The sequence below is a fragment of the Winogradskyella costae genome, assembly GCF_013403865.1.
Classification (GTDB): Bacteria; Bacteroidota; Bacteroidia; order Flavobacteriales; family Flavobacteriaceae; genus Winogradskyella; species Winogradskyella costae.
In genome coordinates this window covers 52,969-76,272 of record NZ_JABFDK010000001.1, presented here as the reverse complement: position 1 = coordinate 76,272, position 23,304 = coordinate 52,969, and the positions used below count along the sequence as shown (strand labels likewise).

Genomic DNA, 23,304 nt, shown 5'->3' with positions numbered 1-23,304 from the left:
CTACCCAAAAAATAAAAAAGAGTTTTTTTTAATACTATGTGACCAACCAAATTATGTGGTGTCTTAAGTATAGTTATCAAAATGATTTATTTTTTAGAGGGAATAATCATATGATTAAATTGGGTTAAATTGATTTTTTTAAAAACGCTTCTTTTTTTAAGAAGCGTTTTTTATTATATTATCTTTGCAGTTATGGGACGAATTTTAGCTATTGATTACGGTACAAAGCGAACGGGATTAGCAGTTACTGACGAAATGCAAATTATTGCATCAGGACTTACAACTGTCGATACAAAGAAGTTAATTGAATACTTAGTACACTATGTCTCGACAGAAAATGTTGAAAAGATTGTAGTTGGTTTGCCAAAACAGATGGATAATACAGCATCTGAAAGTGAAGTTTATATTCAAAAATTTTTAAAAGAATTGTCTAAATCAATTCCACAAATAACTGTAGATCGCATAGATGAACGTTTTACTTCCAAAATGGCTTTTCAGACAATGATAGATAGCGGGTTGAAGAAAAAGCAGCGTCAAAACAAGGCCTTGGTTGATGAGATTAGCGCAACTCTTATTTTACAGAGCTATCTTTCTAGTATTTAGTATTTAGTATTTAGGATAAAATTATAAAATAAACTGAATGCACTTATTAGATTTTAGTTTTTGGATTTAGTTTTTGAAATTTGAAATATTATAATAGAATTTGGTACTTTTGCACCCGAAAATAAATGAATTATGATTTTACCTATTGTAGCCTATGGCGATGTTGTGTTGAAGAAAGAGGCCAAGGAAATAGACAAAGATTACCCGAAATTACAAGAGCTTATCGATAATATGTACGAAACCATGTATGGTGCATATGGTGTTGGTTTAGCGGCTCCTCAAATTGGTTTAGCAATTCGGTTATTTTTAGTGGATGCAAGTCCTTTTGCAGATGATGAAGATCTTTCTGAAAAAGAAAGTGAGCAGATGAAGAACTTCAAGAAAACATTCATCAATGCTCAGATTTTAGAAGAAGAAGGGGAGGAATGGGCTTTTAATGAAGGTTGTTTAAGTATTCCAGATGTTAGAGAAGATGTTTTTAGAAAACCAAAAATAAAAATTCAATATCAAGACGAAAATTTTGAGACTCATGTCGAAGAGTACGATGGGTTAATAGCTCGAGTGATTCAGCATGAATACGATCATATTGAAGGCATTTTATTTACAGATAAACTATCATCATTTAAAAAGCGTTTAATTAAAGGACGATTGACGAATATTTCAAAAGGTAAAATAAAAATTGATTACAGAATGCGATTTCCTGCAATGAGCAAGAAACGTTAATATTATATATATGAGCTTAGATAAAATTTTATCCATTTCTGGAAAACCAGGTCTATACCAAATTGTAACACAGACAAGAACAGGTGCTGTTGTAGAGTCGTTAATCGACCAAAAGCGTATCACAGTTGGTGCACACAGTAACATTAGTATTCTTAGTGAAATCGCTATTTATACTTTAGCAGAAGAAGTGCCACTAAGAGATGTGCTTAAAAAAGTTATGGAAAAAGAAGGAGGCCAACCAACATCTATCAGTCATAAAGATAGTAAAGATGTTTTAGAGGAATTTTTCTTTGAAGTTTTACCAGATTATGATGAAGACCGCGTATATCCTTCAGATATAAAGAAGGTTGTACAGTGGTATAATTTGCTTCAAAAAAATAATCTTTTAGCTTCACTTGAAGAGTCTAAAGATGATAAAAAAGTATCTGAAGAAGAAGAGTAAATAGTACGTTTCTTCAAGTGATTTTTGTTCTGAAAGTACTCCGAACAATAATTGTATTGAGAACCATTTTATACTGAATTTATGTCTGATAAAGCAGCCCAATTAAAAGCCTTTGAACGTTTGTTAATAATCATGGACGAGTTGCGAGAGCAATGTCCTTGGGACAAAAAGCAGACGATGGAATCATTGCGTCATCTTACTATTGAAGAAGTATATGAACTTGGAGATGCCATTCTAGATAAGGATTTAGAGGAGGTGAAAAAGGAATTGGGAGATGTTTTGCTTCACATTGTATTCTATTCTAAGATAGGAAGTGAAACCAATGCTTTTGATATTGCAGATGTATGCAACAGTATTTGTGATAAACTGATTGATCGTCATCCACATATCTATGGAGATGTTGTGGTGAAAGATGAAGAAGAGGTAAAACGTAATTGGGAGCAATTGAAGCTTAAGGAGGGAAAAAGTAGTGTTCTTGAAGGTGTTCCAAAAAGTTTACCTGCTGTTGTAAAAGCAAGTCGCATACAAGAAAAAGTGGCAGGTGTTGGGTTTGACTGGGAAGAACCAGAACAAGTGTTTGAAAAAGTAGAAGAGGAGCTGGCGGAATTAAAAGTTGAAATTCTAAAAGGTGATCAAGATGCTATAGAGAGTGAATTTGGTGATGTTATGTTCTCTATGATTAATTATGCACGTTTCCTAAAAATAAATCCTGAAAACGCCCTAGAACGCACCAATAAGAAATTTATAAAACGCTTTCAATATCTAGAATCCAAGGCCAAAGATCTCGATAAATCTTTAAAGGATATGACACTTTCTGAAATGGATGTTTTTTGGGAAGAAGCGAAATTGCTCTAATATTTTTTTCATTCCGGCGAAAACATAATCCACTTTAATTGGGGCTTTTTATTTAAAAAAAAAGCCTAAGATCAGAATCGTCTATCTAAACTTAGTAAGAAAACTAAATTGAAATCTTTTGTGTTTTCTAACCTTCATTAAAGTTTAAAATTCCTTCTTGTAAAGACAATAAAATTAGGCCATTTGTTAAAGTTTTCTAAAATTTAAAATACAAACATCCAAAAGCATTTTCTGTGCGTAAATACTCTATATAAAAACAAAAGCGTTTTTATAATCTTAGTAGGAGATCTTAATTATTATTTTAAGCGGTTGTAATTAAGGTTAATTTAGTTTAGTTAGGGCAAAACCCACTTGTAAAGCACAAGTGGGTTTTGATATTTTATAAATTGAACAAAAAAAATAGTATTTACAAGAATTAGACAATTCACGCAAATACTATTTTATTAGAATTTTTCTAGTTTTTATTTAACTATACATGCCGCGAACCTTTGTTAACTTAGCTTTCCAAGTGTCTAATTCTTTTTTATGATTAGCAATATTCTTGTGTACATCTTTAACTAAAGGATTATCTGATTTTACGTTAGAGAAAAACTGTAAATTATTTTCTAATTGATTGATTTCAGATTTTATTTCCGTAATTCTTTTTCGGATAAAGTTTTGCTCGTTATCAAGTAATCGTGTGTCGTCAGAATCGGCTAAGTTTTCGAGTTTACTCTCAAATTTAATCATTTCTAATTTCGACTTATCCATTTTAAGCTTATCAAACTTATCATCGATTGCTTTGTAGAATTTACCATCAATGTAACGTTTGTTCTGTGGGACATAACCTATAGTTTTCCACTCTGAAATTTTGTCTTGTAATAGTTTTATGTCAGCTTTAGGATCTTCAGTAAGCTCAAGCGTTTTTAAGTCATCTAAAAGCTTAACTTTTTTATCAAAAGCATCATAGAGGTGCTGGTCTTGCGCTTTACGCTCTGTATGCATTTTATCAAAATAGTGATTACAAGCCGCTTTGAACTGTTTCCAGATTTTATCGCTATCGCGTCTTGGAACATGACCAATTTGTTTCCATTCATTCTGAATTTTCTTCATCAATGGAGTGACCTTGGCAAAATCTTCACTGTCTTTATTATCTTCTGCAATTTGAATTAAATCCTTTTTCTTTTTAAGATTATCGTATTGATCTTTCTTTAAATCTTTGTAAAAACTATTTTTACCACGATTGAAAGTTCTAACTGCTGCTTTAAACTTTGCCCAAGTGCTTTCATTAACTTTTAAAGGCACTTTGCCAGCCTTAAAAAAAGCGTCTCTTAAAACTTCAATTTCTTTTATTTTTTTCTGCCACGCACTATGAGAGTTACCTTTATCTTCAGCGACAGAGACTATTTGTGCAATAATTTCTTCTTTTCGTTCAAGATTTTTTTCATGTGCTTTGTCCATGTCAGCATAGTAGGCTTGGCGCTTATCATGGATTGCTTTTGTCGCGTTACTAAAACGTTCCCAAATCGTTTCTCTATGCTCTTTACCAACAGGTCCAAGTTCTTCTTTCCAAAGTTTGTGTAGTACTTGCAATTCTCTAAACGAACGATTAGTATTTTCATCTTCAGCTAACTCTTCTGCACGCTCTATAATCTTTAATTTCTGATCATAGTTGTGTTTAAAGTCCATATCTCTCAAATCGTTATTGAGATGTAAAAAGTCGTAAAAACGCTCTACATGATGATGGTAAGTATTCCAAGCATTATTGTATTTGTCTCTTGGAATTGGGCCTGCATTGCGCCATTTCTCCTGCAACTCTTTGAAGGTTTTATAGGTTGTACCCATATTTTCTTCAACACTTAGTAAACCTTTAATATCTTCAATTATCTCTAATCTAGTATCAAGGTTTTGCTTAAGGTTTTGCTCACGTTCTTTGTAGTAAGCATTTATAGTTTGCTTGTATTCTTTATAATGGGAATTGAATTGTTTTTTAGTGTCGTTCGTAAAATAGAAGTCTATTTCGTTACCACCGTCTTCAATGAATTCTTCCTTTTTTTCATCTAGAAGTTCAGTGAATTTCGCATTAAATTCGCCTTTAATCTCATTAACATGTTTTGAAATGGTCTGAACTTTATGATTTTTTAATAGTCTACCGATTTCATCAGTTAACTGAACCATTGTCATTGCATGATAATCTTTTTCTTCTACCTCATGGCGTTCAGCGTTAGATTCATCTTCAGCATCCTCAGCATTTGAAGCTTCAATTTCGTCAACCAAATCATCTTTTGGTGTGGCGGTTTCAGGTAAGTCTTCAGTTGTTTTTTTCTCAGCTTTTACAATATCCTCAGATTCGGTTTCATCGGTTTCGATTTCAGAATCCTTTTCTACTTCAGCTGTAGCGGCTTCAGCTTTAACTTCATTCGTTTCATTTTTAGATTCGATTTCAGTATTAACTTCAGCGTGTTGGGTTGGAGTAGTCTCTGTTGATTCTACTTCTTTTTTTCCATCTGCATCTTGCAGGTTATCATTCTCAGACATGTGTCAAATATTTTTTATAGATGTTAAAGATACTAACTAGTAGTATAACTACAAAGGAAATGAGTGTAGAGCTTGTAATTTAGGATCTATTCCAAATCTCCCAAGATTTTTCAGCCTGTAACCTTAGCATTTCTAACCCATTAATGGTAGTTGCTCCCTTAAGTTGACCACAATGTAAGAATTTAGTTTGCTCTGGGTTGTAGATAAGATCATATAAAATATGCTTTGCTGTAATGGCATCATATGGAATATCGGGACATTCGTTGACCTTCGGAAATGTGCCAATTGGAGTGCAATTGATGATAATAGTGTAGTCTGCTATAATTTTATCAGATAAGTCTGAGTACAAAAAGCTAACGTTTTCCTTTTTAGACCGTGAGACAAAATCATATTTGATTCTTAGCTTTTTAAGTGCGTAAGCAATGGCTTTAGAAGCCCCGCCTGTACCTAGAATCAACGCTTTCTTGTGATGTGATTTTAAATGTGGTTTTATAGAGTTTTTAAAGCCATAAAAATCGGTATTATAACCTACGATTTTTTTATTTTTAGTAAATCTAATCGTGTTTACAGCGCCAATATCCTTTGCTTTTTTATTGAGCTTATCAAGAAAAGGAATGACTTGTTCTTTGTAAGGAATAGTGACGTTTAGGCCTTTTAAGTTTGATGTGTTTTGTATAATCTCTGAAAGCTCATCTATAGATTGTAGATCGAAATTGACGTAAGAATTTGGTGAATTTTCAGATTCAAATTTATCTTTAAAATAACCTCTAGAAAAGGAGTAGGAGATGTCTTTACCTACGAGTCCGAATTTAAGCTTTAATTTGTCTTGTGCGTTTTCCATACCATTCCAATCCTAAAACTATAAGGATTCCAAGGGCAATATAAACAATTGCGATGTAAGTTTGAGTGCTTAATTCTGGTAAATACCGTTGGTAATTGGTAATGATTTGTTTTCCAGTAGAATCTAAAGTTGAGATTCCTTCTGTAGTCGTTTTGTATATCGTTTTTTTCCAAGGCCATACCACTCCTAATGATCCGATGATGAATCCCATTATAGTCGCGAGTGTTATAAATTTATAGTTTTTTAGAATATAACTTAGCATATGAGAAAACGTGACTAAGCCTGTTACTGACCCCAATGTAAAGACCGCTAAGACTTTTAGCATTCTTATACGGTATGCATTATAAATAAAATCAAAATTCCCACTAAAAATATCGAATATGGTATCATAAAGCGCATTTACAGAATCGACTAATAATAGGACATAATTGCCTAAAAGAATAAGGATAAAAGAACCAGAGAATCCAGGTAAGGTCATGCCCGACACACTAATAATGCCGCAAAAGAAAACAAAAAAGAGATTATCATTTTCCGTTGCTGGATCTAAAAAACTGATACTAATTCCTGCTATGGCACCAAGAACTAAAGCTATTAATGTAGTTCTGTTCCATTCTTTAAAATCTTTGGATATATAGTAAATAGAACCTAGGATCATCCCAAAGAAAGTGGACCATACATAGAGTTCATAATGTACAATGAGGTAGTCTAATAGTTTGGAAACACTAAAGTAACTGACTATCATACCTAAAAAGAGTAAGCTTAAAAATTTGCCATTTATATAACGATAGAAGCTTTTAAAACGTGCATTAATTAAGAGTTTAAAAGCTGTTTTGTTAACTCTTTGCAATGAATAGATAAATTCCTCGTAAAATCCCGCAACAAAGGCTACAACCCCACCAGATACTCCAGGAACTTTGTTAGCAGCTCCCATGGCCAAACCTTTAATGACCAAAAATAAACGATCCATTAGAGTTCTGGTACTTTGCATTACACCTTATTTTTATGTTTCCCTAGGCTTTCTAATATAAGAATAACAGCAAAACCAATAACAATAAATACAATTGCCATAACTAGTTCGCTATCTCCAGTATAAGTCGTTGGTAAAATACTTTTGTCAAGTAGCGTAACGATTTCACCTTCAGAATTTACGCGTGTTTTTAAAACTTCTTTCCAAGGCCAAATTTTATTTAAAGACCCAATCATAAACCCGGTTAGAATCGCTAAAGTAAGATTTTTATGGTGTTTAAACATCCAATTTAAGGCTTTAGAAAACACTTTAAGTCCGATGATAGCACCAACAGCAAGCAAGACAAATTTTAAAAGAGCGTCTTTAAAAAGTTCCATATTGCCATTTAATAAACCATCTCTTAGATTATTAATGGTATCAATTGCCGTTTGGTAAGCTCCAAGAATTAGTAAAATAAATGCACCAGAAACTCCTGGTAAAATCATAGCAATAATCGCTATAAATCCACAGAATATGAGATAGTATGGGCTATCTGGTGAGGCAAACGGTTCGGCTTTGGTAATATAAAATGATATTATTGATGTTATGATAATCGCAATAACCAATTTTATAGACCAACCTTTAATTTGTTTAGCGATGTACAAGATACTTGCTAATACAAGTCCGAAGAAGAATGACCAAAGTAAAATAGGTTCGTTGTGCAATAACCATTTTATGATTTTGGCCAAAGACAAGATACTGATAGCTATCCCAGAAAATAGAGCTATCAGGAAGTTGCCATTAAACGAGTTCCACGCGGCTTTAAAACCGTCTTGTTTCCATACTTTAAAAACACTGAGGTTAACCTTATCTATACTTTCAATAAGTTCTTCGTAAATACCAGAGATAAATGCAATTGTTCCACCAGAAACACCTGGAACAACATCTGCGGCTCCCATTGCAATACCTTTTAAAGTGATTACTAAATAATCTATAAATCGTCTTTGCATTCTATGATAAAATAAGAATGCTAAGGTATGATTTTTTTTAGTTTGATGTCTTTTTAGCTTCTGAAATTATAGCTTTAATCAAGGGCTTATCTGTAAGTTGGGGAAATAATTCAGAAATAATAAAGTTGTAATCAATATTAAGCCGGGTTCCATTTTTAAGATGAAAACGACCTTCTTCAGGTTGATGAACTGTAAAGTATAAGCCGGCTAATCGGTATTCTACTTCAGCATTCTCTGGATAAAATTCTGATGCCTGAAGTAAATTGAATATAGCTGTGTCATAGTCTCTTAAAGTTATCAAAACGTCAGATCTGTTTAACCAAGTATCTAATTCAAAATTTCCTAATTCTAGAGTTTGTTTGTAGCCTCGCTCTGCTTCTTCAAGAAAATTTAAACGTTTATTTACAGTAGCAAATAATTTCCAATAAGTAGCATTGTCACCGTCTATTATAACCGCTTTATTGATATAATGTAATGCTTTTTGGTAGTTAAGACGTTTCATGTAAAACTTGGTGATTGCAATCCAAGCTTTATCTAGTAAAGCATCTTCATTTATTGCTTTTTTGAAGAATTGAATAGCCAGATCTTCCTGACCCAGTTTAGCATAGCATTGACCAATACGCAAAAGTGCAAAAGAGGTTGGGTCGTCTAAAGCCAAGGTGATTTTATAATTCTCAATCGCTTCGTCGTATTGTTTTAATTTCTCAAGTACTTTACCTTTTTCAAGATATGCGCCAACAAAAGTGTCATCCGAGATTATTGCAAAATCTAGTGCATCGTTTGCTTTGCTGTAATCTTTAATTGTAAAATATTGTCGCCCTAGTTGATGCCAACCAACCTCACAATATGGGTTTGTATTTAGAAATGTATTTAAATAATCAATAGCTTCTGTATGCTGATTTAAAAAATCATAACAATACACAATATTATGAAGCGCAGAATAATCTGAAATATCGCTTTCTAGACATTTTTTAAAATAAATAATTGCATTTTCAAACTGATCCAAAAATAAATACTCCATACCTACCAAGGCATACAAATCAGCATCATCTTCTGGTGTATTGGATAAATCTATGGCAATAAGTAAGGTGTCTATAGCTTGCTGATGTTTATCTTGCTTAGATAATACATTAGCCTTTTGAATAAAAATTTCTTCGTTAGTTGGTTCTATATTGTGAAGCCTATCTAATAGATTATTGGCTTCTTTGAACTTGTTTTCAATAACTAAAATTTCAACTTGAAATAATCTTAAATTGATTGACGAGGGATGTTGCTCTAAACCTAATTTAATAGCACGTTTAGATAGCGCAATTTTACCATTTTCTAAGTAGTGGTGAATAATGTTCTCAAAATCGTTTGAATCAAAGAACAAAATATTGTTGGTCTTTAACATCGATTCAAATCGAGTAATTGGAAAGTTTTCGTCTTCTTGACTATATTGCATAAATGATTTAATAATTCGCTGAAATAAAATTACAGCTATCCTTTAGGATACATCGGATTTAACAGTAATGTTCTTAACAAAATAATTAACATTCAATCCCTTGTTTGTGTATTGTGATGTAATTGCCTGATAATTATTGTTTTGTATTGATTTTTATGGGCTTAAATTTCGTCTAAAATTGAAGTTATAATACGACATCCCTCTACGATTTCGTCGTTAGAAATAGTCATTGGAGGCGTAATTCGGATGGCTTTAGGTTCAAAGAGTAACCAAAACAGAATTAATCCTCTGTCTTGAGCACGTAAAATTAGGGTGCTTGTAAGCTCTGCACTTTGGGTGAAAGCGGCTAGCATTAATCCACGACCTCTAATCTCTTTAATGTGTTTGTGCTTAAGATGTTTTCTGATTAATTGCTCCTTTACTAGAGCTAAAGACATTAAATTAGATTCCGTTATTTCTTTTAATGTTGCTAAAGCTGCGGCTGCAATTACCGGATTGCCGCCAAAGGTGGTGATATGTCCTAATTTTGGGTTATCGCTTAAGCAATCCATCATTGGTTTAGAAGCTGTAAACGCTCCAATAGGTAAGCCCCCTCCTAAGCCTTTACCTGTAACTACGATATCTGGTTGACAATTATAGTTCTCAAATCCGAATAATTTTCCCGTTCGCCCGATTCCTGGTTGAATTTCGTCTAAAATAAAGACAGCTCCAACCGCATTACAGCGCTGTTGTACTTTTGTTAAATAAGAGTTGGTAGGTTCAATGAATCCGGCTCCTCCTTGAATGGTTTCAAGGATAACAGCCGCTGTCTTCTCGGTTATTTTATTTAAATCTTCTTCCGAATTAAATTCAATATGTTTTATATCTGGAATTAAAGGTAAAAAGGGTTGTTTTCGTTCTTCATAATCCATTAGACTTAATGAGCCCATCGTATTGCCATGGTAGGCATGCTTTGCAGCAATAATTTCGGAACGCCCAGTAAAACGCCTTGCTAATTTTAAGCTGCCTTCAATTGCTTCTGTTCCAGAATTGACTAAATATGTTGATTCTAGTGGTTCAGGTAAATGGTGGGCTATTAATTTTGTTAATTCTAATGCTGGTTTTTGAATATATTCTCCATAAACCATGACATGAAGGTATTTATCTAATTGCTCCTTTATAGCATTCACAACTTTTGGATGCGAATGGCCTAAGCTACATGCTGAAACTCCTGCCACAAAATCGAGATATGCTTTACCTTTAATGTCGTAAACATAAGATCCTTTCGCATGGCTTATCTCCATAGCTAAAGGATGTGGAGTGGTCTGGGCTTGATATTTTAAAAACGCATCTTTCAATTATTGACCTTCTTTTTTAATTATCTCCTTAACGGGTTTTGCCGTTGTTGAATCTGCTTTTTTTGTTGTGGACTCTAAAGGTGTTACCATTGTTTTTTTAGGAAGATTCCGGGCGGCTTTATTCTCTTTTTCAGGGGATGCTTTTCCGGCTTCTTCTATACGTTTGGCAATCGCATCATCAATAAAAGCCTCGGGAGGAACGTAGTCGTCTAAACCTTTAATTATTGGTAAGTCTAATGGCGGGTCGTCTTTAAATAAATCTTCAACAGATAATGGTTGTTCTTCTCCACGCCAATCGAAATCTCTTAACCGTCTTCCACTTTTTGGAAAATCAGATTCCGGAAAAATATTACCATCAATTTGATTAATAAAACGGACTTCATCAATAGCTTGGTCTATAATCTGAACATTGATTTTTCCGGATTTTGACTTCTGGATACCTATTAATTCTCCTTCATCATTTCTCAGATAACGAATAGTTTCGGCGTTTTTAATAATATCTACATTATAAAGTTCGTTGTCCTTGAACAAACCAATTAATCGTAACCCTTTTATTTGATTAAATCCATCTTCACTGATGGTATCTTTGCTAATTAAAAAGGCATTTTCAAATACTTTTAAAGAGTCGAGTTGTTCTGTTTTTGGATTAGAAATTAAATGAATGGTATCTCCTGTCATTTGGTTGCCGATATTCCACAGTACGGGTTTTCGCTTGGTAGCAAAAGCATCGGTAGAACTAAACCGATTAAGATTAATCATTTGGGTTAGTCCTTCTTTATGATTAACATGAATGGAGTCTGATTTACCTGCCATATCACTCTTATAGAGTCTAGCATTATAATAAGCGCGAGTAATACGATTTTCGGGTTTCCCCGTAACCATTAAAGTATCTGCATGAATATAAATAGAATCCTTATCTTGAACCGTTATAGCCAAAGCGCGTTTAGTAATATACATGGAGTCTTGGGCACGCCAAACTTCTGCATAATGACCTTTTACAGTACTTTTATTTAAGGTGTCGGTAACGGTTATATTGTTAGTTGCGGAGGCAAAACTTTTAGTCCGGTCAAAATATAAACTGTCACCCTCTACAGTCCGGTTGTCATAATCAATTTTGGCATTGCGTTGAAAATGTCCGATGTTATTATTGGTGTCGTAAAAGCCACGTTCGCTATAAATTTTACTAGTTTCTCCAACAATTGTTGAAGGTCCAAAAAGATAAGCATGCCCATTTTCGGTGAAAAAATCGAGACGTTCAGTATTTAAGGTATATTTCGGATTAACAAGAACAACATCTTGTATAAATTGATATTTACTAGCATTTATGTAATATCTACCAATCTGACTTGTAATGGTCCCTGAGGTGTCTCTGACCACATTGCCTTTTGTGTTGTAATAAGCTTCTTGTTTTACTCTATCAAAATAGAGTGTGTCTGTTTTTAGTATGGATTGGGGTTCGGTTAAAATAACATCTCCTCTGGCTATTGCTAATTGCGATTTACCGCTGTATTCTAAGTATTTAGCGACCATGTTTATAGAGTCTCCTTGTTTCATTACGACGTTACTGAAGGCTTCAATAAAATCTTGATCTTCATAGTAAATAGCTTTATCACAAAAAAGATCAGCTCCATTATGGGTAAAATGCACCTGCTGCGATTTATTTCTAAGAAATACTAACGCACCATCTTTAACGTCAGTTGATTTTGAAGTTCTACCAGAGTATTTAACAATGATTTTTTCTTGATTTTGTCCATAACTGAAAAACGCAGAAAAGAAACAAATGATGAAAAGAAGGCTTTTAAAAGGTTTCAAAGGCATATTTTTTTACAAAATAACACTTATTAGGTTTGCTTTAGTATCTGTTAACGTTTTTTTTAACGTATGCGATATTTGGAACATTATCGGTAATATCAATTTTGACAAGATTATATTAAACCCGAGTAATGATTGCTCTAGAAATATCGTAAGTGACTCCTATATTGCTGAGAACACTATATTCACTCTCGCTTTCAAAATTTGAATTTGGATTTAGGAAGGTTGATTGTTAAAAGGGTTAAAAACAAAAACACTATTACCTACTCCCAAAGAAGAGTAAAACTTTGGGAGGCTAGGTAAGTTTAATTCTGTAAAATTCCGTGGTTGAATGATAAAGAGATTCACATCGAGAGCTTGAATACGATCAGATTTAGAGTTTTTTAAATGCCTCGTATGAAGTAAACCTCCGAGGTAAATGGTATTTAATTCTATAAATCTAAATTGTAATCCGTCATCAATAATTCCATTATAGTTTTCATTAACAAAATTACTATCGATGGTTAGAGGACAGCTCAGTTCAATATTAAATATCGATTCTTGAGAGTTACCATCAATTGAAACAATAGTTAATAAGAATAGTGCAATCTTTTGAAACATCTAATTATACCGACTTACGCGTAATTGTTTGCTTACGATCCGGACCTACAGATACAATTGTAATAGGGAGTTTTAATTCTGTTTCTAAAAATTCAACGTAAGCATTTAGATTATCAGGAAGCTGAGATGCCTCTGTCATTCCTGTTAAATCTGCAGCCCAACCTTTTACTTCAGTGTAAATAGGTGTGATGTTTTCTTCTTCAATATTATAAGGTAAATGGGTAATAGTTTCACCTTTATATTTATAAGCTGTACACACTTTAAGGGTTTTAAAACCAGAAAGGACATCTCCTTTCATCATAATTAATTGCGTAACACCGTTAATCTGACAAGCATAGCGTAATGCGACTAAATCTAACCATCCACAACGTCTTGGGCGACCTGTAGTAGCGCCAAATTCGTTACCAACTTTAGCCATAGTTTCTCCATCAGTATCAAATAACTCTGTTGGAAATGGCCCAGAGCCAACACGTGTCGTATAGGCTTTAAAGATACCAAAGACTTCACCAATTTGATTTGGTGCAACACCTAGACCTGTACATGCTCCTGCAGCTGTTGTGTTAGAAGACGTTACAAAAGGATAAGTTCCGAAATCAATATCTAACAAAGAACCTTGCGCTCCTTCAGCTAAGATCGATTTTCCAGATTGTTGTGCTTGATGAATAAATTCCTCAGAATCAATAAACTTCAAGCTCTTTAACGTTTCGATGGCTTCAAAGAAATCGGTTTCTAATTCTTTTAAATCGTATTGAATATCTACATTATGAAATTCAATCATTGCTTCGTGCTTATCAGCTAAAGCTCTGTATTTATCTTTAAAATCGGCTAATTCAATATCACCAACTCTAATTCCATTTCTACCTGTTTTGTCCATATAAGTTGGACCAATACCTTTTAATGTAGAACCAATTTTTGCTTTTCCTTTTGAAGCCTCACTTGCAGCGTCTAATAAGCGGTGCGTAGGTAAGATAATATGTGCCTTACGTGAAATGCAAAGAGATTTTTTATAATCCACATTTTGCTCTTCTAACTTATCGAGCTCTTTCTTGAAAATAACAGGGTCAATAACAACACCATTACCAACAAGGTTCACCTTATCCTCGTGAAAAATACCTGATGGAATTGTATGTAACACATGTTTCTTGCCGTTAAATACCAAAGTGTGACCTGCATTAGGCCCTCCTTGAAAGCGTGCAATAATATCGTAGTTAGAGGTAAATACATCGACAATTTTTCCTTTGCCTTCATCTCCCCATTGTAATCCAAGTAGTAAATCTACTGCCATTTTAAAATTGAATTAGTCGTCTTTTTTACGATTACCGTAAAAATATAATGAATGATTAGTTATCTGAATATCAAAAACCTCTTCTATGGTTTTTTTTATGGATTGAATACGAGGATCACAAAATTCTATGACTTCACCAGTATCTGTGAGAATCACATGATCGTGGTTTTTATCAAAATACGATTTTTCGTAATGAGCCTGACTTTGGCCAAATTGATGTTTACGGACCAAAGCACATTCTAAAAGTAATTCAATAGTATTATATAGCGTGGCCCTACTTACACGATAGTTTTTGTTTTTCATTTTGATATATAAAGATTCTATATCAAAATGTTCTTTGCTGTCGTAAATTTCTTGAAGTATAGCGTAACGCTCAGGTGTTTTTCTATGACCTTTATCTTCAAGGAATTGTGTAAATACACGTTTTACAATTTCCTGATTACTTTCTTCTGTGGTTGCATTCATAATTAAGAAGCAAATTTAAGGAAATTTTATAGGATATGAATTATAAAGTTGGGTATTAAAATTGAAAGAAATGAACAAGTTTAAAATAATAGTTAATAACATTTATACGCGCGTTACTTTGTCAATTCCATTAATTTTTTTAAGCTTATCGATAAGCTTTTTAAGCATGGCTTGGTTTTTTACTTGAACGGTTATTTTACCAGTAAAAATACCATCATCACTAGAAAAGCTAATACTCTTCATGTTAACGTGCATATTTTCTGAAATGAGTCTGGTAATATCGTTAACAAGCCCCAAATTATCTATACCAGACAAAATAATCTGTGAGGTGTAGACTTGCTGAGAAGAATCTATCCATTTGGCTTGCATAATTCTATAAGCATAATTAGATTGTAGACTTACTGCATTTGGACAGTTTGTTTTATGAACTTTTAAGCCATCGTTTATTGTTAAGAAACCAAAGACTTTATCTCCAGGAATTGGATTACAGCAATTAGCCAAGGTATAATTAAGCTTTTCTTCTTCTTTACCAAACACTAACATGTCATATTTAGAAGTAATCTCTTCTTTATGAATATCTTTTGGGACGTTTGGTTTATAAATTTTGTTTTTAAAATAACTTACAAAGGCATTACTGCGCGAAGACGCAAATGCTTTTAATTTTGTATTATCTATGGTGCCAATACCAACACGATAAAATAAATCTAATGAGGTGCTCAGTTTAAAATAACTCACCAATTCATTAATTGAATTTTCGTTTAGAGTGATTTTAAGTTGCTTTAATTTACGTCTTAAAATTTCCTTTCCTTCTTCAGCTATTTCTTTAGTTCCTTCATTTAAAGCAGATTTGATTTTGCTACGAGCTCTTGCTGTTGTCGCATAATCTAGCCAATTGGCATTTGGTTTAGCACTTTCGGAAGTCATGATTTCTACACGGTCACCACTTTGTAACTCGTGACTCAACGGCATTAATTTACCATTAACTTTAGCGCCGCGTGTTTTCATGCCAATTTCAGTATGGATGCTAAACGCAAAGTCTAGGGGAGTGGCTCCTTTTGGAAGTGATTTTAAATCTCCTTTAGGAGAGAAGACAAAAATTTCCTTTGAATATAAGTTGAGTTTAAACTGCTCAACAAAATCAACAGCATCTGCTTCGTGATTTTCTAAAGCTTCCTGCAAACGGTTAATCCATAAATCTAGGTTATCTTCTTTAGCGTCCGCATTTTTGTATTTGTAATGTGCCGCATAACCTTTTTCAGCAATCTCATTCATCCGTTCACTTCGAATCTGAACTTCGACCCAGCGGCTTTTAGGACCAACAACGGTGATGTGAAGGGCTTCATATCCTGTAGATTTCGGTGATGAAATCCAATCGCGAAGTCTAATAGGATTCGGGGTAAAGTGGTCTGTGACAATAGAATATATTTTCCAAGCTAAAAATTTCTCATTAGCTATATCTGATTTGTAAATAATTCGAACTGCAAATTTATCGTAGACTTCTTCAAAAGAAACACCTTGTTTTACTATTTTTCTACGGATGCTAAAAATAGATTTTGGTCGTCCTTTAATTTCGTAGTTTAAGCCTTCGGTGTTCAGGGAATCTTCAATCACTTTAGAGAATGCTTTTATATAAGCATCTTGATCTTCCTTGCTATCTTGTAATTTTTCTAGAATGTCATTATAGACTTCGGGTTCTGTATATTTTAATCCTAAGTCTTCAAGTTCTGTTTTTATATTATAAAGCCCAATTCTATGAGCTAATGGTGCATAGATATATAATGTTTCTGAAGCAATTTTAACCTGCTTATCGGATCGCATAGAATCCATCGTTTGCATGTTATGTAAACGGTCTGCAATTTTAATAATGATAACTCTAACATCATCATTTAGAGTTAATAGCATTTTTCGGAAATTCTCGGCTTGTAATGACACATCCATGTCTTTTTTTAGCGAAGATATTTTGGTGAGGCCATCTACAATTCTAGCGACTGTCTCTCCAAATAATTGCTCTATATCGTCTATTGTATAATCTGGGTTGTCTTCAACAACATCATGAAGTAACGCTGCCGCAATAGATGTGGCATCCATTCCAATTTCTTGTGCTACAATTCTAGCAACTGCAATTGGATGAAATATATAAGCTTCACCAGATTTACGTCGCTGATCTTTATGCGCATCAACTGCTACCTCAAAAGCATGGCGAATTAATTTTTTATCATCCTCGGTTAAGGTTTGGTAGCTTACTTTTAATAATTCTTTGTAAGCTTTGGCGATAGCCTTATTCTCTTTTTCTATAGCTTCTTCCGTCATAGAACTAAAGTAGTGAAAGGATTTCTAATTGCAATTGTTTTTCTAAATGAAATTTGAATATATTTTAATTTTTAAATAAAATAGTGCCGCTCTTTAGGTAATAATAGAAAAATGAAGAGGACTACTTATTATTGTGTAAGGTTTAAAAAGCTAATCATTGCTATTTGAATTAGAGCTATAATAAATGAAGCCAAATTCATCCTTATTAATTCATTGCTTTTTATGCGATAAACAACCTCAGTATTATCCTTGTTATTCATAACGCCAATTAAGGTTATTGGAAGTATTACAATAAAAAAAGCAATTAATATTTCTCCATCCCTTTCAAAATTAGTATCAATAAAAAAATAAATTATAAGGGTTATTATCAAATAATAAAAGGAAAGCATTAGGACCCAACCCGTTTTTGTTTTTAAGAAGACTCCAATTAGAGGAATAAGCATCAAAAAGGAAGTCCTAAATATTGAAGTCGTAACTATTATTTTCAAATAATCAATAATGGAGTTGCTATTTCCTGATAGTTCAAAATAGTCAATTAAACTATTATAATCACGAAAGAAGATGAGGATTGAAATAATAACAATTGGTATTTTGACAATACTATTTGTTATTGGTGTTTTAATTTTAGTCAACTTTGAATTTTTAAATGTTCAATTAGAACGATTTCGAATTCAATAATACAAATACTTCTAAATAAAAAACAACAAAACCCACATTCAATGCAGGTTTTGTAATTACTTATTTCGAGTTAAAATTTAAGGATTAGTAGACCATAAAGACGCATTTGCCATCATAGCTCTTCTTGGTAATTTTAAGCCAGATACAATTAATTCTGCAAAATCTTCAGGTTGTAGAACGCTATCTTCTGAGTCTTTACTAGCAATACCTAACTCTATGGACATGTCTGAAGCAATAGTACTTGGTGTTAAGGTACAAACTCTAATGTTGTTTTTTCTCACTTCTTTCATTAACGATTGAGACATTCCAATCACAGCGAACTTTGAAGCAGAATATGCAGATGTTGTTGCGTTACCACTTAATCCTGCAGTAGATGATATATTTATAATGTCACCTTCATTTTTAGCTATTAAATGTGGTAAAACTTCTTTAGTAACATAGTACATTCCCATAACATTGGTTTGTATAATTTGGCTCCACTGGTTTACTTCCATATCATTAAGCGATCCAAAAGCAGCAATACCAGCATTGTTTACTAAGATGTCTATAGAGCCTAGAGTGTCAATTAAAGATTTTATACTTTTTTGAACTTCCTCGTAATTGCTAACATCAAAAGCAGCATAAATGGCATTAACACCAAGTGCTTTTAATTCTGCAACAGTTTCTTTTAACACGGCTTCGTTTCTACCCGTAATTGCAACATCAATACCTTCTTTTGCAAAAGCAATTGCAGTAGCTTTACCTAAGCCTCTTCCTCCTCCTGTTATTATTGCTTTTCTATTTTTTAACTCTGTCATGATTTTATATTTTCTTTTATTCAAAGTTATAAAAAATGTAGCTTTATAGTGTTATAAAAATGTGAAGTTACTATCTGAATTTTATCATAAGTTATAATGTTTTGAAATGTAAGTTTTTGGTTTCATGTGCTGTGTTTTTTCCAATACGGTTTACCATAACTGCAAAATATTTCCTCGCCTGGATTTATGTCTTTTGATGCTTTAATACACACATTGTCGTCTTCATCTAAAGTAATAATGGCATTATTTTTAAAAGGACCATGTGATACTCCTTTTGCATCATTGGCATACTTTGCATAACAATCTGTATGCATGCTATCCATAATATTACCATCTAATAAATTAATGAAATACCGATCCTCGTTTTGTTGTGCTCTTTTTTCGGCTTCTTGGTTTGTGATGATTTCTCCTTTGAATATCGAAATTATTTCGTCTTCAAAGATTTCTATAGCTGTAAATAACCCTTTTCCAGCATCTTTAATTTGTGAAGTTTCGGTATATAAGTAATCTGACTCTGGAGATTCAATGATATCCATGTTTATAAAGTCGTCGTCTGTTTTTGAGGTGTTCACGTTTAACGAAGTTTGTTTTATTTCTTCAAATTCCTAACACGTTCTAAAAGCGTAGGATGCGAATAATGCATAAACACATACGCTTTATGAGGTGTTAAATTACTTAAGCTATTTTTAGATAATTTCTTTAATGAAGTAACTAGAGGTTCGGCTTTATAAGTGTTTTTAGCATAATCATCTGCTTGGTATTCAAAAACGCGAGACACATAATTCATTATTAATCCTGTGATTTCTGAAATAGGAGAATAAAGTAACCCAAAAGCAATGAGTCCAACATGGAAACTTGGTTTTTCAACTCCAATGGCTTGTGATAAAAGCGGATTTGAAATAAAAATGGATAAGATAAATAGTGTTAATCCGGTGAGTAGGATAGAGGTTACTAAATTAAATATAATATGCTTTTTTTTATAATGACCAACTTCGTGTGCTAAAACGGCAACAATTTCTTCATCGTCTAAATCGTTGACTAAAGTATCGTAAAGTGTGACGCGTTTTTCGCTTCCAAAGCCCGAAAAATAGGCATTGGCTTTTGTACTTCGTTTTGAACCATCGATAATAAAAATTTTATCGAGATTAAAACCAACCGATTCGGCATAAGCTGAAATTTTAGTTCTTAATTCTCCATCTTCTAAAGGAGTTTGTTTATTGAATAGTGGTACAATAAGCTTAGAGTAGAACATATTCATAAACACGGTGAATACAGTTACAATTCCCCAAGCATATAACCAAAATTGATTTCCTGTAACCTGATAAAACCAAACAATAAGAGCAATGAGACCACCTCCTAAAAGCGCCATCATAACTAATCCTTTCAATTTGTCTAAGATGAATAGTTTCTTGGTGGTTTTATTAAACCCGAATTTTTCTTCAATGACAAAGGTCTTATAATACCCAAATGGTGTGGTAATAATATCGCTAGCAATCATAATAACACCAAAGAAAATTAAGGCGATAATTATAGGGTTGTCAGAATAACTTCGGGCGATGTTATCAACGTATTCAAAACCATCTAAAAGTAAAAAACTTAGAGTTAAGGCAAACGAAAACACGGACGTTCCAAGTCCAAATTTGTAATTGACAGTTTTGTACGCTTGTGATTTTTTATATTCCTCAGTATCATACACATCGTTTAATACTTCAGGAATTGGATCGCTATAATGTTTTGCATTTATAGCATCAAGTACTTTATCAACTATAAAGTTGATGATAATGATGGCTATAGTTATATAGAATAAGGTTTGTGCTGTCATTTTGATGTATTATGTGCGTTTTCGTCACTTCGAGTGAAATTTCCTTTTTGAAATTTTTTATCGAGAATCTTAGTAGTAACAATAGTTCTCGATACAATTTTCTCATGCTTCGAAAATCACTCGAACTGACGTTTTTTATTTATTTAAAATCACGTTGGCGTTTTGCTTCAAAAATTAGGATTCCTGCCGCAACAGATACGTTCATGGAGTCTATAACTCCTTGCATAGGAATACTTATATTTTTTGTTGCAGCAGCTCTCCATTCTTCAGTTAATCCCGTCGCTTCAGTGCCAACCACAATCGCGGTTGGTAATGTGTAATTTTGGGAATGGTAAGGTTCTGATTCTTGTAAAATAGCTGAGAAAATATTGAAATTGTATTTCTTCAGAAAAGCAATAGCTTCTTCGCTGCTGGCCATAGCGATTTCGGTAGTAAAGACACAACCAACACTAGAACGAATAATATTTGGGTTGTATAAATCTGATTTCGGATTCGCAATAATCACAGCATCAACGTTGGCAGCATCAGCCGTACGTAATATGGCACCAATATTCCCTGGTTTCTCAGGGGCTTCTGCCACTAAGATCAGTGGGTTTTTAGATGTGAGTTTTAAATCTTCAAGCGTATGCTTTTTAGTGTTTACAACAGCAATCACTCCTTCAGTAGTATCGCGATGTGCTAACTTTTGAAATACGTCTTTTGAAATTTCAATACATTCAATTTCATATTGCGATAAGGCATTAGCTTCGCTTTCCGAAAATAATTCAGGATAAAATAATAAGGTATCTATTTTATAACCGCCTTTAATAGCTAATGATAATTCGCGTTTTCCTTCAATTAAAAATTGTCCAGACTTTTTACGTTGTCTCGATTTTTCTTTGAGCAGAACAAGTTGTTTTATGAATGAATTTTGAACGCTAGAGATGGATTTACTCATTACTATATTATTTAATCTATATTTGAGAGATACAAATTTAACCTATTATGAAACAAAAACTACTTTCCCTATTTCTATTCTTAACAATCAACACAATTTCATTTGCTCAGGTGGCTAATCAACCCAATGATTACGTGGTTTGCGATGATGACAATGATGGTTTTGCTTTATTCGATTTAACTTATGCAGATGTCCAAGTTTTGGGAAGTCAAAGTGCAATAGATTTTACAGTAACATATCACGAAACACTGTATGATGCTGAAAATGATTTTAGCCCTATTGTAGTTTATTCTTATGTCAATAATACTGATTGGTTACAAATTATATATGTGCGATTAGAAGATAATAATACAGGAAGTTATGATACTGCTGAATTAGCATTGGTTGTAAATCCAACACCTATAGTTACGGCATCAACACCTTTAGAGTTATGTGACGATAATGCAGATGAGACCGCTGTATTCGATTTAACTGTAAAAGATACTGAGATTACAAATGGGAATACAGATTGGTCCGTAACTTATTATGAAACCAATGCTGATGCACAAGCACAGACTAACGTTATTGCAAACCCAACGGCCTATACAAATAGTTCTATAAATGGCTTTCCACCCAACCCTCAAACATTATTTGTAGTCGTTACTGATACTAATACAGGTTGTGTAGGCTTTACCACATTAACCATACGTGTTTTACCAAATCCTTTTGGTGCTATGGGAACTCCAAGTGATATTATGCTTTGCGATGATGATAATGATGGAATTACCGATTTTGATCTAACACTAAACGAGGGTGAAATAAATCCGTCAGGAGAGTCCTTTACGCTATCTTATTTTATAAATGAAGCTGATGCCTTGGGTAATTTTGCTCCATTAGATCCAACTAATTTTACAAACGTAAGTAATCCACAAACTATTTATGTTAGAGTTGAAGGATCAAGTGGCTGCTTTGCGCTTACTAATTTTGATATTTATGTAAATACGTTGCCAGAAATATATATGGAAAGTAATTATAGCTTTTGCACAGGCGGCACTTTGGTATTGGAAACAGGATTGTCTGGTTTTGATAATTATTTTGAATGGGATTTTAATGGGAATACTATACAAGGCGCAAACCTACCTTCACTTACGGTAACAGAACCTGGTGAATATGCAGTTATGTTATATTCTTCAGATTTTGGGTGTTCTAGCATTACTCATATAATTGTAGAGGAATTCAGTTGTACAGATACTGATGACGATGGAGTCATTGATAGTGATGAGGATATAAATGGTAATGGTAATCTAGAAGATGATGATACCGATGGTGATGACATTCCAAATTATTTAGACAGTGATGATGATGGCGATAACGTTGCAACTATAGATGAAATTAATATTGTTTTAGGACGATCTAATAACACAATACACCAGTTTGTTGATACAGATGACGATGAGATAGAGAATTATTTAGATGACGACGATGATGGTGATGGCATTTTAACGATAGACGAAGATTATAATAATAACGGAGATCCAACGGATGATGATACAAATAGCAACACAATTCCAGATTATCTTGAAAGTTCAGTAGCTTTAAGTTTAAATGAATTTAATGTCACTCGCTTTAACATGTTCCCAAATCCAGCAAAAGAAAACGTAACCATTCAATTGGCATCGTCTAATTTTGAAACTGGAAGCGTAAATATCTACAACATTCAAGGAAAAGCAATTTTGAAACCTATTAATTTTGAAGGGAATTCGTCGGTTTTAGATATTTCAAGTTTAAAAAGTGGCTTTTATTTTGTAGAGTTGACCGTTGGAAATACAGCAACGATTCAAAAGCTAATTGTGAATTAAGTTGAAAATAAATTTTATAAATAAAGCTTCAGGTATATTCTG

The 23,304-nt window shown here is 33.2% G+C and carries 21 protein-coding genes; 5 read left to right on the top strand and 16 right to left on the bottom strand.

All coding sequences use genetic code 11. The features are described 5' to 3' along the window. Positions 1-192 precede the first annotated feature (192 nt). The 4 genes from ruvX to mazG all read left to right on the top strand — a co-directional run bounded on the left by ruvX (position 193) and on the right by mazG (position 2,623). Positions 193-603: a Holliday junction resolvase RuvX gene (gene ruvX / locus HM986_RS00355; protein WP_179334357.1), complete on the top strand. Its 411-nt coding sequence runs from the start codon at positions 193-195 to the stop codon at positions 601-603. 132 nt (positions 604-735) lie between these two features. Continuing rightward, positions 736-1,326: a peptide deformylase gene (gene def, locus HM986_RS00350; protein ID WP_179333101.1), complete on the top strand. Its 591-nt coding sequence runs from the start codon at positions 736-738 to the stop codon at positions 1,324-1,326. A 10-nt stretch (positions 1,327-1,336) separates the two neighbouring features. Continuing rightward, entirely contained in the window at positions 1,337-1,768 is a 432-nt protein-coding gene (locus tag HM986_RS00345) for a DUF5606 family protein (protein ID WP_179333100.1), read from the top strand. 81 nt (positions 1,769-1,849) lie between these two features. Beyond that, positions 1,850-2,623, top strand: a complete 774-nt coding sequence (mazG, locus tag HM986_RS00340; protein WP_179333099.1) for a nucleoside triphosphate pyrophosphohydrolase — start codon at positions 1,850-1,852, stop codon at positions 2,621-2,623. A gap of 465 nt (positions 2,624-3,088) precedes the next feature. On the opposite strand, the gene HM986_RS00335 is transcribed toward mazG, so the two are convergent. The 16 genes from HM986_RS00335 to HM986_RS00260 all read right to left on the bottom strand — a co-directional run bounded on the left by HM986_RS00335 (position 3,089) and on the right by HM986_RS00260 (position 21,424). Further along, positions 3,089-5,140 carry a DUF349 domain-containing protein gene (locus HM986_RS00335; RefSeq protein ID WP_179333098.1) on the bottom strand — a complete coding sequence of 684 codons (2,052 nt, stop codon included), beginning with the start codon at positions 5,138-5,140 and terminating at the stop codon, positions 3,089-3,091. A 79-nt stretch (positions 5,141-5,219) separates the two neighbouring features. Further along, entirely contained in the window at positions 5,220-5,981 is a 762-nt protein-coding gene (locus tag HM986_RS00330) for a shikimate dehydrogenase family protein (RefSeq protein ID WP_179333097.1), read from the bottom strand. Continuing rightward, positions 5,950-6,969 (bottom strand): DUF368 domain-containing protein, encoded by a 1,020-nt coding sequence (locus HM986_RS00325; protein WP_179333096.1) that lies wholly within the window; start codon positions 6,967-6,969, stop codon positions 5,950-5,952. The genes HM986_RS00330 and HM986_RS00325 overlap by 32 nt, the downstream gene beginning before the upstream one ends. Further along, entirely contained in the window at positions 6,969-7,937 is a 969-nt protein-coding gene (locus HM986_RS00320; protein WP_179333095.1) for a DUF368 domain-containing protein, read from the bottom strand. The genes HM986_RS00325 and HM986_RS00320 overlap by 1 nt, the downstream gene beginning before the upstream one ends. A 37-nt stretch (positions 7,938-7,974) precedes the next feature. Further along, positions 7,975-9,381, bottom strand: a complete 1,407-nt coding sequence (locus HM986_RS00315; protein WP_179333094.1) for a tetratricopeptide repeat protein — start codon at positions 9,379-9,381, stop codon at positions 7,975-7,977. A gap of 161 nt (positions 9,382-9,542) precedes the next feature. Next, positions 9,543-10,718 carry an aspartate aminotransferase family protein gene (locus HM986_RS00310; protein ID WP_179333093.1) on the bottom strand — a complete coding sequence of 392 codons (1,176 nt, stop codon included), beginning with the start codon at positions 10,716-10,718 and terminating at the stop codon, positions 9,543-9,545. After that, positions 10,719-12,530 carry an OstA-like protein gene (locus tag HM986_RS00305; RefSeq protein ID WP_394354215.1) on the bottom strand — a complete coding sequence of 604 codons (1,812 nt, stop codon included), beginning with the start codon at positions 12,528-12,530 and terminating at the stop codon, positions 10,719-10,721. It abuts the gene before it with no gap. A 216-nt stretch (positions 12,531-12,746) separates the two neighbouring features. Then, on the bottom strand, positions 12,747-13,130 hold the full coding sequence (locus tag HM986_RS00300) for a hypothetical protein (RefSeq protein ID WP_179333091.1): 384 nt from the start codon (positions 13,128-13,130) through the stop codon (positions 12,747-12,749). A 4-nt stretch (positions 13,131-13,134) separates the two neighbouring features. Then, on the bottom strand, positions 13,135-14,415 hold the full coding sequence (locus HM986_RS00295; protein WP_179333090.1) for an adenylosuccinate synthase: 1,281 nt from the start codon (positions 14,413-14,415) through the stop codon (positions 13,135-13,137). Between the two features lie 12 nt (positions 14,416-14,427). Next, a complete protein-coding gene (locus HM986_RS00290) occupies positions 14,428-14,880 on the bottom strand; it encodes a Fur family transcriptional regulator (protein WP_020894917.1) in 453 nt (150 codons plus the stop codon). Between the two features lie 102 nt (positions 14,881-14,982). Continuing rightward, entirely contained in the window at positions 14,983-17,190 is a 2,208-nt protein-coding gene (locus HM986_RS00285) for a RelA/SpoT family protein (protein ID WP_179333089.1), read from the bottom strand. A 128-nt stretch (positions 17,191-17,318) separates the two neighbouring features. Beyond that, positions 17,319-17,822 (bottom strand): hypothetical protein, encoded by a 504-nt coding sequence (locus tag HM986_RS00280; RefSeq protein WP_179333088.1) that lies wholly within the window; start codon positions 17,820-17,822, stop codon positions 17,319-17,321. Between the two features lie 123 nt (positions 17,823-17,945). Further along, complete coding sequence (locus HM986_RS00275) at positions 17,946-18,665, bottom strand: 3-ketoacyl-ACP reductase (protein ID WP_179333087.1); 720 nt, start codon at positions 18,663-18,665, stop codon at positions 17,946-17,948. A 122-nt stretch (positions 18,666-18,787) separates the two neighbouring features. Further along, positions 18,788-19,237 (bottom strand): SET domain-containing protein, encoded by a 450-nt coding sequence (locus tag HM986_RS00270; protein ID WP_317167303.1) that lies wholly within the window; start codon positions 19,235-19,237, stop codon positions 18,788-18,790. A 17-nt stretch (positions 19,238-19,254) separates the two neighbouring features. Next, the gene (locus HM986_RS00265; RefSeq protein ID WP_179333086.1) at positions 19,255-20,487 is read right to left on the bottom strand and encodes a M48 family metallopeptidase; all 1,233 of its coding nucleotides are present in this window, start codon (positions 20,485-20,487) and stop codon (positions 19,255-19,257) included. A gap of 139 nt (positions 20,488-20,626) precedes the next feature. Then, positions 20,627-21,424 carry a TrmH family RNA methyltransferase gene (locus HM986_RS00260; protein WP_179333085.1) on the bottom strand — a complete coding sequence of 266 codons (798 nt, stop codon included), beginning with the start codon at positions 21,422-21,424 and terminating at the stop codon, positions 20,627-20,629. Between the two features lie 47 nt (positions 21,425-21,471). On the opposite strand from HM986_RS00260, the gene HM986_RS00255 reads away from it, so the two are divergent. After that, entirely contained in the window at positions 21,472-23,262 is a 1,791-nt protein-coding gene (locus HM986_RS00255; protein WP_179333084.1) for a T9SS type A sorting domain-containing protein, read from the top strand. Positions 23,263-23,304: the final 42 nt, after the last annotated feature.

What these genes read in the sequence shown, in the direction of transcription:
- ruvX (WP_179334357.1), top strand. Translation starts at nt 193, where the DNA reads ATGGGACGAATTTTAGCTATTGATTACGGTACAAAGCGAACGGGATTA.
- def (WP_179333101.1), top strand. Translation starts at nt 736, where the DNA reads ATGATTTTACCTATTGTAGCCTATGGCGATGTTGTGTTGAAGAAAGAG.
- HM986_RS00345 (WP_179333100.1), top strand. Translation starts at nt 1,337, where the DNA reads ATGAGCTTAGATAAAATTTTATCCATTTCTGGAAAACCAGGTCTATAC.
- mazG (WP_179333099.1), top strand. Translation starts at nt 1,850, where the DNA reads ATGTCTGATAAAGCAGCCCAATTAAAAGCCTTTGAACGTTTGTTAATA.
- HM986_RS00335 (WP_179333098.1), bottom strand. Translation starts at nt 5,140, where the DNA reads ATGTCTGAGAATGATAACCTGCAAGATGCAGATGGAAAAAAAGAAGTA.
- HM986_RS00330 (WP_179333097.1), bottom strand. Translation starts at nt 5,981, where the DNA reads ATGGAAAACGCACAAGACAAATTAAAGCTTAAATTCGGACTCGTAGGT.
- HM986_RS00325 (WP_179333096.1), bottom strand. Translation starts at nt 6,969, where the DNA reads ATGCAAAGTACCAGAACTCTAATGGATCGTTTATTTTTGGTCATTAAA.
- HM986_RS00320 (WP_179333095.1), bottom strand. Translation starts at nt 7,937, where the DNA reads ATGCAAAGACGATTTATAGATTATTTAGTAATCACTTTAAAAGGTATT.
- HM986_RS00315 (WP_179333094.1), bottom strand. Translation starts at nt 9,381, where the DNA reads ATGCAATATAGTCAAGAAGACGAAAACTTTCCAATTACTCGATTTGAA.
- HM986_RS00300 (WP_179333091.1), bottom strand. Translation starts at nt 13,130, where the DNA reads ATGTTTCAAAAGATTGCACTATTCTTATTAACTATTGTTTCAATTGAT.
- HM986_RS00295 (WP_179333090.1), bottom strand. Translation starts at nt 14,415, where the DNA reads ATGGCAGTAGATTTACTACTTGGATTACAATGGGGAGATGAAGGCAAA.
- HM986_RS00290 (WP_020894917.1), bottom strand. Translation starts at nt 14,880, where the DNA reads ATGAATGCAACCACAGAAGAAAGTAATCAGGAAATTGTAAAACGTGTA.
- HM986_RS00285 (WP_179333089.1), bottom strand. Translation starts at nt 17,190, where the DNA reads ATGACGGAAGAAGCTATAGAAAAAGAGAATAAGGCTATCGCCAAAGCT.
- HM986_RS00275 (WP_179333087.1), bottom strand. Translation starts at nt 18,665, where the DNA reads ATGACAGAGTTAAAAAATAGAAAAGCAATAATAACAGGAGGAGGAAGA.
- HM986_RS00265 (WP_179333086.1), bottom strand. Translation starts at nt 20,487, where the DNA reads ATGACAGCACAAACCTTATTCTATATAACTATAGCCATCATTATCATC.
- HM986_RS00260 (WP_179333085.1), bottom strand. Translation starts at nt 21,424, where the DNA reads ATGAGTAAATCCATCTCTAGCGTTCAAAATTCATTCATAAAACAACTT.
- HM986_RS00255 (WP_179333084.1), top strand. Translation starts at nt 21,472, where the DNA reads ATGAAACAAAAACTACTTTCCCTATTTCTATTCTTAACAATCAACACA.